Origin of the sequence: Hominiventricola aquisgranensis, from assembly GCF_040096225.1 — a bacterium.
Lineage (GTDB): Bacteria > Bacillota > Clostridia > Lachnospirales > Lachnospiraceae > Hominiventricola > Hominiventricola aquisgranensis.
On sequence record NZ_JBBMFC010000042.1, the window covers coordinates 1 to 11,309 of the forward strand.

At 45.1% G+C, this 11,309-nt stretch carries 9 protein-coding genes and 1 tRNA gene; 8 read left to right on the forward strand and 2 right to left on the reverse strand.

Annotation, left to right across the window (positions count from 1 at the left end):
• Together WMO62_RS14705 and WMO62_RS14710 are read right to left on the reverse strand one after the other, a co-directional pair.
• Positions 1-314, reverse strand: a 314-nt coding sequence (locus tag WMO62_RS14705; RefSeq protein ID WP_349145144.1) for a transposase, incomplete at its 3' end; no start/stop codon positions are given.
• A 129-nt stretch (positions 315-443) separates the two neighbouring features.
• A complete protein-coding gene (locus WMO62_RS14710; protein WP_349145145.1) occupies positions 444-1,850 on the reverse strand; it encodes an amidophosphoribosyltransferase in 1,407 nt (468 codons plus the stop codon).
• A 153-nt stretch (positions 1,851-2,003) separates the two neighbouring features.
• Between WMO62_RS14710 and WMO62_RS14715 the strand changes: the two genes are divergently transcribed.
• From WMO62_RS14715 to WMO62_RS14750, 8 genes are all read left to right on the forward strand, one after another.
• Positions 2,004-2,984 (forward strand): D-isomer specific 2-hydroxyacid dehydrogenase family protein, encoded by a 981-nt coding sequence (locus WMO62_RS14715; protein ID WP_349145146.1) that lies wholly within the window; start codon positions 2,004-2,006, stop codon positions 2,982-2,984.
• A 703-nt stretch (positions 2,985-3,687) separates the two neighbouring features.
• Positions 3,688-4,389: an acyl-[acyl-carrier-protein] thioesterase gene (locus tag WMO62_RS14720; protein ID WP_349145147.1), complete on the forward strand. Its 702-nt coding sequence runs from the start codon at positions 3,688-3,690 to the stop codon at positions 4,387-4,389.
• Positions 4,390-4,406: 17 nt separating this feature from the next.
• The gene (locus WMO62_RS14725; RefSeq protein ID WP_178754259.1) at positions 4,407-5,234 is read left to right on the forward strand and encodes a S1-like domain-containing RNA-binding protein; all 828 of its coding nucleotides are present in this window, start codon (positions 4,407-4,409) and stop codon (positions 5,232-5,234) included.
• A 123-nt stretch (positions 5,235-5,357) separates the two neighbouring features.
• Positions 5,358-5,591 carry a polya polymerase gene (locus tag WMO62_RS14730; protein WP_117497526.1) on the forward strand — a complete coding sequence of 78 codons (234 nt, stop codon included), beginning with the start codon at positions 5,358-5,360 and terminating at the stop codon, positions 5,589-5,591.
• 141 nt (positions 5,592-5,732) lie between these two features.
• On the forward strand, positions 5,733-9,215 hold the full coding sequence (locus WMO62_RS14735; RefSeq protein ID WP_147602041.1) for a DNA polymerase III subunit alpha: 3,483 nt from the start codon (positions 5,733-5,735) through the stop codon (positions 9,213-9,215).
• 49 nt (positions 9,216-9,264) lie between these two features.
• Positions 9,265-10,239 carry a 6-phosphofructokinase gene (pfkA, locus tag WMO62_RS14740; RefSeq protein WP_117497531.1) on the forward strand — a complete coding sequence of 325 codons (975 nt, stop codon included), beginning with the start codon at positions 9,265-9,267 and terminating at the stop codon, positions 10,237-10,239.
• A complete protein-coding gene (locus WMO62_RS14745) occupies positions 10,239-11,015 on the forward strand; it encodes a TrmH family RNA methyltransferase (protein ID WP_147602043.1) in 777 nt (258 codons plus the stop codon). The genes pfkA and WMO62_RS14745 overlap by 1 nt, the downstream gene beginning before the upstream one ends.
• Positions 11,016-11,114: 99 nt before the next feature.
• A tRNA-Val gene (locus WMO62_RS14750) sits at positions 11,115-11,187 on the forward strand.
• Positions 11,188-11,309 lie beyond the last annotated feature (122 nt).

The window sequence follows — 11,309 nt, forward strand, 5'->3', positions numbered from 1 at the left end:
AGCTGAGGTTCATAATCACCATTACGATCCCTTGGGATTGCCACATCCATATCTCCATAACTGGTGTGCATGGTTTTGCTGGAATGTCCATTTCTACTATTGTCTGTTTCTTTGTTTCGATAGTCATACTTGGAATATCCTAATTCTTCATCCAGTTCTTCATCCAAAGCACCTTCCAAAATGACAGACATCATGTCACGCATGATGCTGTTAACATCGGTGCCATCTTTGATGCTGATATCATTATTTTTCAGATAGTTACGCATCATTTCTCTCATTGCTGCTTTTTGTGGGCTGTCTTTTCTTCTTGCCATAAAAATAACCTCCAAACTGAGTAATTTTATCTTACATCAGTTTGGAGGTTTACACAAACTTTGGGATACTCCCTTTCCAGCCTGTCTTTTTTATGTGTGTCCGAAGGCACACGTTTCTAAAATAAGATCTTATTCTTTGCCATTCCAGCAATAGGTGCACAGATGATCAGGATCGATACCGACGGAATCCAGAAGGTCATCCAGCCGGTTGAACTTCAAAGAAGTAAAATTCAATTCTTTACGGATCTCTTCTACCATGATCTCATATTTTTCAGAAGAAGGATCGGTGTATTCCTGAAGGATTTCATCTGACACATCAGGTCCTTCCAGCTTTTGGATCACTTTTCTGGCGATCAGATCCATGTCTGATTTAGAGCGGGAGAAGTTTAAGTACTTGCAGCCGTAGACCAGTGGTGGACATGCCGGCCGGATATGAACTTCTTTAGCTCCACTCTCATACAGGAACTCTGTGGTTTCACGAAGCTGCGTTCCGCGGACAATAGAATCGTCAATGAGGAGCAGGCTCTTACCCTGGATCAGTTCATGAATCGGGATCAGCTTCATATGGGCGATCAGGTTACGGGTATCCTGGATCGTCGGCATGAAGGAGCGGGGCCAGGTAGGTGTGTATTTAATGAAAGGACGGGAAAATGGAATGCCGGATTCATTGGCATATCCAACCGCATGGGCAATTCCGGAATCGGGCACACCAGCTACCGTATCCGGTGTCACATCATCCCGCTTTGCCATACAGGCTCCACAGTTACAGCGCATCTGTTCTACACTGACACCCTCATAGACGCTGGACGGATATCCATAATAGACCCACAGAAATGTACAGATCTTCATATCCTTTCCAGGAGTAGCCAGTGTACGGACTTCCTCCGGTGTCACTACCACAATCTCGCCGGGACCAAGTTCCCGTTCGGGTTCATAACCCAGATTCAGATAAGCAAAGCTTTCAAATGTCACACAATAAGCATCTTCCTTACGTCCGATGATCACCGGTGTTCTTCCCATTTTGTCACGGGCAGCGTAGATACCCTTTGGAGTCAATAACAGAAGAGTCATGGAACCATCGATCAGTTCCTGTGCATAACGGATACCGTCGATCAGATTCTCCTTCTGATTGATAATAGCTGCCACCAGCTCGGTTGGGTTGATGTCGCCACCGCTCATTTCCAGAAAATGAGTGTGTCCGCTCTGGAAGATCAGCTTCGTAATCTCTTCTGCGTTGTTGATCTTACCAACGGTAGTAATCGCAAAGGTTCCATGATGGGAACGGACGATCAATGGCTGGGGTTCGTAGTCTGAGATACAGCCAATACCAATATTACCTTTCATTTTCTGCATATCCTTTTCGAATTTGGTACGGAAAGGTGCATTTTCAATATTATGGATCGCACGGTCAAAACCATCCGGTCCGTAGACCGCCATACCTCCACGACGGGTTCCCAGATGGGAATGGTAATCTGTTCCAAAGAACAGGTCAAACAAACAGTCTGATTTTGATGCAACTCCGAAAAAGCCGCCCATAGTTATCCTCCTCAGTAAATGTTTTAACAGTCATCAAGAAACATTATATCTGTGACGGCTCCAAAAGAAAAGCCAATTTTTGTCAAATTTTTTGAAAAAATAAAAGGATTGTGGTATCGTAGAAAACAGATTTGAATATGTGAGGTGCAAGAGATGAGATTATTTGTATACAGTATGAGAACCTTTGATGAGCTTCCGTTTTTTGAAAAATTCTGTGCGAAATACAATGTGGAATATGATTACACCACCGAGACGCCCTGTCTGGAGAACCTTGACATGGCAGCAGGCTATGATGTGGTGGATGTGATCACGACCGTATTTGACAAGCCTATGTTGAAGAAACTTCATGATCTGGGGATCAAATGTATTGCCACCAGAACCATCGGCTATGACCACATTGATGTGGAGTATGCAAAGGAGCTGGGGCTTGGTGTGATCCATATCAGTTATTCACCGAACAGTGTAGCGGATTACACAATCATGATGATGCTGATGGGCTGTCGCAAGATGAAGCATATTATGGAGCGGGCTGCCATTCAGGATTATACCTTGAAAGGAAAACTGGGCCGGGAACTGCCGGACTGCACCGTTGGAATCATCGGAACCGGCCGGATCGGTCGTACCGTGATTCGTCACCTGAGCGGATTTGGCTGTAAGATGCTGGCTTATGATCTCTATGAAAATGACGAAATGAAGCAGTATGCGCAGTATACAGATCTGGAGACTCTTTATAAAGAGTGTGATATTATTACCCTCCATGCACCGGCAACCGAGGATAATTATCATATGATCGGCACAGATGCCATTGCAAAGATGAAGCAGGACGTGATTATTATTAACTGTGCCCGTGGCGCCCTGATCGACACGGATGCGCTGATCGATGGTATCGAGAGCGGCAAAGTCGGTTTTGCAGGATTGGATGTGGTGGAGCATGAGAGCGGTCTGTATTACTTTGACCGTATGGGTGAGCCGCTTCACAATCCACGTCTGGCGATCCTTCGTTCCTATTCCAACGTGGTTGTCAGCCCGCATACGGCATTCTACACCGACGAGGCGGTTGCCAATATGGCAGAAAATTCCATCATCGGTGCGATCAAATTCATGAATGGAGAAGATACCCCGTATCTTGTATAGGCTCAGCAATCGGTTTGCATGGCAATGCATCGGTGTTTTGTGCCCGTTATGCAAACTGATAATTGTATAAATACCATATAAAAATCAGATAATTTATAAAATATAAATATTTTATCTAAAAAAAGTTGACAAAATAAGAAAGATGTTGTATTATAAAGTCACCAACAAGAAAGAGATACAAAAATCTCTGGAACGGAGGTAAGGTCCAATGGGAAGATGAAAAACCTTACAAAAAGATGAATTGATGAGGATGAAACGGACAACTGAATGATCTGACAGAATTAAAAAGATCAAGATTCTAAGCAGACTGGATGAAGTTGATCGAGATCCGAATAAGAATATCAGACAGGTGGACGAGAAACACCGTGATACAAAGTCGGACAGACACTTGCTCAGTATGATACATAATCGCAGATCGATAGAAAGTGGATCAGATCAAATAGAAACAGAGGTACAGACCGATGCAGAGTCTCAAGAAGGATCAAAAAAAGTAAGGAAAAAAATCAAAGGAGGACCAACAATCTGAAAGACCCAATAATCTTGAAAGGAGATAATAAAGGTGAAACTCCAGATTGACAGGTAAAGAGTCATTCGATGAATCAAAATCGGATGACTCTTTTTCGTGTGTTCTGCAAAAGTTATGGTAGAGATTTTTGGAAGTTGCGGTTATAATAAAAAGGAACATGAGCAGGAGGCACGGAACATGTATGAGTATGACAGTAGAGTACGCCTGTCGGAGGTGGATCAGCATCAGAGGATGACTTTGAATGCAGTATTGAATTATTTTCAGGACTGCAGTTCTTTTCACTCAGAAGATCTGGGTGTGGGGATTGAGTATCTGAACGAACACAATCGAATGTGGGTGCTGCGGTCATGGAAGATCGTTGTGGACCGTTATCCATATATGGGTGAACAGATCAAAGTAGGCACATGGCCTTATGAGTTTGGTCGTATGACAGGACGGAGAAACTTCCGGCTGCTGGACAATCAGGGAAAGATGGCGGCTTATGCGGATTCTGAATGGGTATTGATGGATACAGAGCGCATGCGGCCAACGAAGATCGAGGAAAGTCTCTCCGGAGCATATACACTGGAGCCGGGACTGAATATGGGTTCAGAAGAAGGAAAGATCCGCTTACCGGAGCAGATGGAGAGCAGAGATGCATTTGAAGTGCATGAATATCATCTGGATGTGAATCGGCATGTAAATAACGGACAATATGTACAGATGGCGGCAGATTATCTGCCGGAAGAGACGAAGATTCACGAGATGCGGGCAGAATATAAACGGTCGGCCGTACTGGGTAACCAGATCTGTCCTTTGATCGGAAAGAGGGAGAACACCTGGATTGTATCGTTAAATGATGAAAATGGTATGCCTTATGCAGTGATAGAATTTAAGTGACAGGAGAAAGAAAGTTGATGCAGTTAGGAGAAAAACAGCTTCTGAAGGTTGTGAAAAAAGTGGAATTTGGTGTGTATCTGGGAGAAGAGGACTCTGAAGAGAGAGTCTTGCTTCCGATAAAGCAGGTTCCTGAAAATATACAGGTGGGAGATGGACTGGAAGTATTTTTATATAAGGATTCCAAGGACCGTCTGATCGCAACAACCAGAGAACCAGCGGTAACATTGGGACAGATTGCAAAGCTTCCGGTGAAAGAAGTGACCAAGATCGGTGCATTTCTGGACTGGGGATTGGAAAAAGATCTGTTTCTGCCGTTTAAGCAGCAGACCCACCGGGTACATCCAGGAGAAGAGTGTCTGGTAGGACTTTACACAGATAAGAGTGGACGTCTGTGTGCGACCATGAATGTATATGAGTATTTAAGGCAGGACAGCCCTTATGCGAAGGATGATCATGTAACAGGGACAATCTACCAGATCAGCAAGAATTTTGGAGCGTTTGTGGCAGTGGATGATCAGTTTTCCGGTCTTATTCCAGCCAGAGAGTTTTTTGGACAGGCACAGATCGGAGATCAGGTGCAGGCCCGTGTAACCGGTGTGAAGGAAGATGGTAAACTGGACTTGAGTCTTCGCGAAAAAGTAGGCGTGCAGATCAATGAGGACGCGGCAGCCGTTATGCGTGTGATTGAAGAATTTGACGGGGTACTGCCTTTCACAGATAAAGCATCTCCGGAGGTGATCAAGCGGGAAATGGCTATGAGTAAAAATGCATTTAAGCGTGCCGTTGGTCATCTGCTGAAAGAGAAAAAAATTGAAATAACAGAGAAAAGTATTCGAAAACTATAAAAAACATCCAAATTCTCCCAGACTTTAAAAGGTATTTTTGGATGGGAATCAGGAAAAAAGGCTTGCAAATACAGGTTTTCTTGAGTATAATGTAGGCGTAGAAAAGGAAAGGAGATTATAGAAATGAAAGTACAGAATATCAAAGATGTGAACAAGTTCTTTGAAGTGATCGACAGCTGTAAAGGTAAAGTAGAGTTAGTTACGGGAGAGGGCGACAGACTGAATCTGAAATCCAAACTGTGCCAGTATGTATCCCTTGCAAATATTTTCTCCAACGGTGAGATTCCGGAACTGGAGATCATTGCTTATGAGAAAGAGGATATCGATAAACTGCTGTCCTTCATGATCAACGGCTAATAACACATAAGAATTTACAGATCAGGGAATGATGATTTATCATTCCCTGATTTTTTTATACGTAAATATAATGCAAAATACACATGGAATGTGGTATCATGAAACATAGTTCGATATACGCAGAGGGGATACGAAAAGAAGATGAATTTTACACATTTACATGTGCATACAGAATACAGTCTGTTGGATGGATCCAATAAGATCAAGGAATATGTGGCAAGAGTCAAGAAACTGGGCATGGACAGTGCAGCGATCACTGACCATGGTGTCATGTATGGTGTGATTGATTTTTATAAAGAGGCAAAAGCTCAGGGAATCAAGCCGATCCTGGGATGCGAGGTCTATGTGGCGCCAGGTTCCCGGTTTGACAAAGAGGCAGGAAATAACGAAGATCGTTATTATCATCTGGTGTTGCTGGCGGAAAATAACGAGGGCTACCAGAACCTGATGAAGATCGTATCGATCGGGTTTATCGATGGATTTTACTATAAGCCGCGCGTGGATATTGAGACACTGGAAACATATCATGAAGGTATCATTGCATTGAGCGCCTGCCTAGCAGGAGAGATTCCACGCTATATCATGCGTGGAATGTACGAGGAAGCATGTAAATCTGCTCTGCGCTATCAGAATATCTTTGGAAAAAATAATTTCTTTCTGGAGCTGCAGGATCATGGCATGCCGGAACAGAAGCAGGTCAATCAGTCGCTGCTTCGCATGAGCAGGGAGATGGGAATTGAATTGGTGGCAACCAATGATGTGCACTACACGTATGCGGAGGATGTGAAGCCGCATGATATCCTGCTCTGTCTGCAGACTGGCAAACGGTTGTCGGATGAGGACCGTATGCGTTATGAAGGCGGTCAGTATTTTGTTAAATCCCCGGAAGAGATGGCAACGTTGTTTCCCTATGCACCTGAAGCTTTGGAAAATACGTATAAGATTGCACAGCGTTGTAATGTGGAGATTGAGTTTGGCGTGACCAAGCTGCCGAAATACGATGTGCCGGAAGGCTATACTTCCTGGGAATATCTGAATAAATTGTGCTGGGATGGATTTGCAGAGAGATATCCGGATGATACCGGAAAATTGAGAGATCAGCTGACCTATGAGTTGTCCATTATTCAGAAGATGGGATATGTGGATTATTTCCTGATCGTATGGGATTTCATCAAGTATTCCAGAGACCATGGGATTGCTGTGGGACCTGGACGAGGTTCTGCCGCAGGAAGTCTGGTTTCCTATACGCTGGGAATCACGAATATTGACCCGGCAAAATATCAGTTGCTGTTTGAGCGTTTTTTGAACCCGGAGCGAGTATCCATGCCCGATATCGATGTGGACTTCTGCTTCGAACGGAGACAGGAAGTCATCGATTATGTCGTCCGTAAATACGGCAAAGACCGGGTTGCACAGATCGTGACCTTTGGTACACTGGCGGCAAGAGGTGTGCTTCGTGATGTGGGGCGTGTGATGGATATGCCCTATGCCTTTGTGGATTCCATTGCGAAGATGGTGCCGCAGGAACTGAATATTACACTGGATCGGGCGTTGAAGACCAATCCGGAGTTTAAGACTTTATATGACACCAATGAGCAGGTAAAAGAGCTGGTGGATATGTCCATGCGCCTGGAGGGACTGCCACGGCATACATCCATGCATGCGGCAGGTGTGGTCATCAGTCAGAAGGCGGTAGATGAATATGTGCCGCTCTCCAGAGCACAGGACGGATCACTGACCACTCAGTTTACCATGACCACATTGGAAGAACTTGGACTTCTGAAAATGGATTTCCTGGGGCTTCGTACCCTGACTGTGATCCAGAATGCTGTGCGGATGGCCGAGCAGGGACATGGCTGCAAGATTGATGTGGATCACATTGATTACAATGATAAAGCAGTGTTGGATTCTCTGGGAACCGGTAAGACAGACGGCGTGTTCCAGCTGGAAAGTACGGGTATGAAGAATTTCATGAAGGAGCTGAAGCCTCAGAGCCTGGAGGATATTATCGCAGGTATTTCCCTGTATCGTCCAGGTCCCATGGATTTTATCCCTCAGTATATCAGGGGAAAAAATCATCCGGAGACGATTACTTACGACTGCCCGCAGCTGGAATCGATTCTGGAACCGACCTATGGCTGTATTGTCTATCAGGAGCAGGTTATGCAGATCGTGCAGAAGCTGGCAGGTTATACATTGGGCCGTGCAGACCTGGTGCGCCGTGCCATGTCAAAGAAGAAGGCAGCTGTCATGCAGCAGGAACGCCAGAACTTTGTATATGGAAATGAAGCGGAAGGCGTACCTGGGTGTATTTCCAGAGGGATCCCGGAAAATGTGGCAAATAAGATCTATGATGATATGATCGACTTTGCAAAATATGCATTTAATAAATCCCATGCAGCGGCTTATGCGGTAGTTGCCTATCAGACTGCGTGGCTGAAATATTATTATCCGGTGGAATTTATGGCAGCGTTGATGACATCTGTTATCGATAATTCAACAAAAGTGTCCGAGTATATTCTGACTTGTCGGCAGATGAACATCGGTATTCTTGCACCGGATGTAAATGAGAGTGAAAGTGCATTTTCCGTGTCCGGTGGAGCCATCCGTTATGGTCTGAATGCCATCAAGAGTATTGGTCGTCCGGTGATCGAGAGCATTATTGCAGAACGAAAAGCAGGGGGACCGTATGTAGATCTTTCTGATTTTATCCACCGTCTGCCAGGCAAAGATGTGAATAAACGTGTAGTGGAAAATCTGATCAAGTCGGGCGCATTTGACAGCTTTCCGGCGAACCGCAGGCAGATGATGCTGATCTACGGGCAGATCATGGATGAGGCAGCGCAGAAAAAGAAGACAGAACTGGCGGGACAGATGAGCCTGTTTGATTTTGCGGCAGAAGAGGATAAGGAAGCTTTCAAAGTGAAGATTCCAGTAGTTGCTGAATATAACAAGGGAGATCTGCTGGCATTTGAAAAAGAGGTACTGGGATTTTATATCAGCGGTCATCCATTAGAAGAATATGAAGAGCAGTGGAAGCGAGGAATCAGCCATGTGACCACAGATTTTCTCCCACCGGAGGAGGGAGAACTTCCGAAGGTTCATGACGGGGAGCGTGCCACCGTGGGAGGCATGATTACCACTAAGACGATGAAAGCCACCAAGACCAATAAAATGATGGCATTCATCACCATTGAGGATCTGGTGGGAACCGTGGAAGTGATTGTATTTCCAAGAGATTATGAAAAGATCGGAAAGATGCTGAATGTGGATGATAAAGTGTTTGTAAGCGGACGGATTTCTGCTGAGGAAGATCGTGCCAGCAAGATGATCCTGGAAAGCATCCGCCCATTTTCAGAGCCGAAGAAGGAACTGTGGATCCAGTTTACGGATGTGGAAGAGTTTAAACGCCGGGAACCGGAACTGTTGTCAACGATCATGGATAGCGAAGGCAGCGACAGTGTGATCATCTATGTAAAAAAAGAAAAGATGAAGAAGGTGCTTCCTGCCAGCCGGAATATTAAGATCACAGATGAGCTCTTGGGGCGGCTTTATCAGATATTTGGAGAGAAAAATGTAAAAGCTGTAGAGAAGTATATTGAAAATACAGGAAAAATGCATTAAAATGTGAAAGAATTACGTTTTTAACAAACTGTTTGCGGAGGAATCGACCATGGCAAAAGAAGTGAACACAATTGGAGTTTTGACAAGTGGCGGAGACGCGCCGGGTATGAACGCAGCCATTCGCGCAGTGGTGCGTCAGGCATGCGCCAACGGCAAGAAGGTAAAAGGAATCCGCAGAGGATATCAGGGCCTTCTGGAAGAAGATATTATAGATATGCAGAGAGAATCTGTCAGTGATATCGTGGACAAAGGCGGTACTATCTTATTTACGGCCAGATGCTCAGAGTTCCGTACAGAAGATGGTCAGAGAAAAGGTGCGGAGATCTGCAAGAAACATGGAATTGATGGTCTGGTAGTCATCGGTGGAGACGGTTCCTTTGCAGGCGCACAGAAGCTGGCAGGATTTGGCGTAAATACAGTTGGTGTGCCGGGAACCATTGACCTTGATATTGCATGTACAGAATACACTATCGGATTTGATACGGCAGTTAATACAGCCATGCAGGCCATTGATAAAGTACGTGATACTTCCACATCCCATGAGCGCTGCAGCATCATTGAGGTTATGGGACGTAATGCAGGATACATTGCACTGTGGTGCGGTATTGCCAACGGTGCAGAAGATATTCTGATCCCGGAACAGTATGATTATGATGAGCAGAAGATCATCAATAACATTATCAATAACAGAAAACGTGGAAAGAAGCATCATATTATCATCAATGCAGAGGGAATCGGACATTCCACTTCTATGGCAAGGCGAATCGAGGCAGCTACCGGTGTGGAGACCCGTGCAACGATCCTGGGTTACATGCAGCGTGGCGGAAGCCCGACCTGCCGTGACCGTGTCTATGCGACCATGATGGGTGCCATGGCAGTCGATCTGCTCTGCGAAGGCAAAAGTAACCGTGTAGTTGGATTCAGCCACGGTGAGTTCAAGGATTTTGATATTAATGAAGCGCTTGGCATGAACAAGGGTGTATCAGATTATATGATTAAAGTTGCAAAGGATATGTCCAAATAATGATAACAAGTACATCGAATCCACAGGTAAAGAATCTGCAGCAGCTTGGCCGTAAGGCAAAGCTTCGCAATGAGCAGGATGTCTTTCTTGTGGAAGGAACAAAAATGTATCTGGAAGCTCCAGCGGAACGGATCCGCAAGGTCTATCTCTCCCAAAGTCTCTATGAGGAAAAGGGAGAAAGCTTTGTAAAAGGACATGACGTAGAGATTCTGGAGGACAGAGTGTTTGCAGCGGCCTGCGATACGAAGACACCACAGGGTGTGCTGTGCATGGTACAGCAGTATCATTACCGGTTAGAAGACCTGTTGAAGAAAAAGAATCCATTGCTGATGATCCTGGAAAATCTGCAGGATCCGGGAAATCTGGGGACAATTCTGCGGACAGCCGAAGGTGCAGGTGTAGATGGTGTGATTCTGAGCAAGGAGTCTGTGGATATCTACAATCCTAAGACGATCCGTTCAACCATGGGTTCTGTGTACCGGCTTCCGTTTCTCTATGTGGACAGCATTGAGTCCATCCTTCCTGTGCTGAAAAAGCATCATGTGCACACCTATGCGGCACATCTGAAAGGAAAAAACAGCTACGAGCAGGAGAATTACTGTGGTGGAACCGCATTTTTCATTGGAAATGAGGGAAATGGTCTGACCGATCACCTGAGCAGTCAGGCGGACACATTGATTCGGATTCCTATGGAAGGAAAGCTGGAATCGCTCAACGCGGCAGTTGCATCTGCGATACTTATGTATGAGTCTTACAGACAGAGAAGAAATGCATAAATAAAATTTGAAAAAATTTTAAAAAAGGTATTGACTTTTATCAAAAATATGATAAGATAAATAAGTCAGTTCGGTACAGCAACGAACGGACAACAAGATGGGGTCTTAGCTCAGCTGGGAGAGCATCTGCCTTACAAGCAGAGGGTCACAGGTTCGAGCCCTGTAGGCCCCATTTTTTATGTCTATATTACTTTCTTTCACAGGCCATTGGCCTGTTTTTTTTGTGTTTGCGCGCCATGGGCACGCTCTAACGGGTGCAAGTCCCGAACATGCCCAGATAGTGGGAAGTGTATA

What these genes read in the sequence shown, in the direction of transcription:
- WMO62_RS14710 (WP_349145145.1), bottom strand. Translation starts at nt 1,850, where the DNA reads ATGGGCGGCTTTTTCGGAGTTGCATCAAAATCAGACTGTTTGTTTGAC.
- WMO62_RS14715 (WP_349145146.1), top strand. Translation starts at nt 2,004, where the DNA reads ATGAGATTATTTGTATACAGTATGAGAACCTTTGATGAGCTTCCGTTT.
- WMO62_RS14720 (WP_349145147.1), top strand. Translation starts at nt 3,688, where the DNA reads ATGTATGAGTATGACAGTAGAGTACGCCTGTCGGAGGTGGATCAGCAT.
- WMO62_RS14725 (WP_178754259.1), top strand. Translation starts at nt 4,407, where the DNA reads ATGCAGTTAGGAGAAAAACAGCTTCTGAAGGTTGTGAAAAAAGTGGAA.
- WMO62_RS14730 (WP_117497526.1), top strand. Translation starts at nt 5,358, where the DNA reads ATGAAAGTACAGAATATCAAAGATGTGAACAAGTTCTTTGAAGTGATC.
- WMO62_RS14735 (WP_147602041.1), top strand. Translation starts at nt 5,733, where the DNA reads ATGAATTTTACACATTTACATGTGCATACAGAATACAGTCTGTTGGAT.
- pfkA (WP_117497531.1), top strand. Translation starts at nt 9,265, where the DNA reads ATGGCAAAAGAAGTGAACACAATTGGAGTTTTGACAAGTGGCGGAGAC.
- WMO62_RS14745 (WP_147602043.1), top strand. Translation starts at nt 10,239, where the DNA reads ATGATAACAAGTACATCGAATCCACAGGTAAAGAATCTGCAGCAGCTT.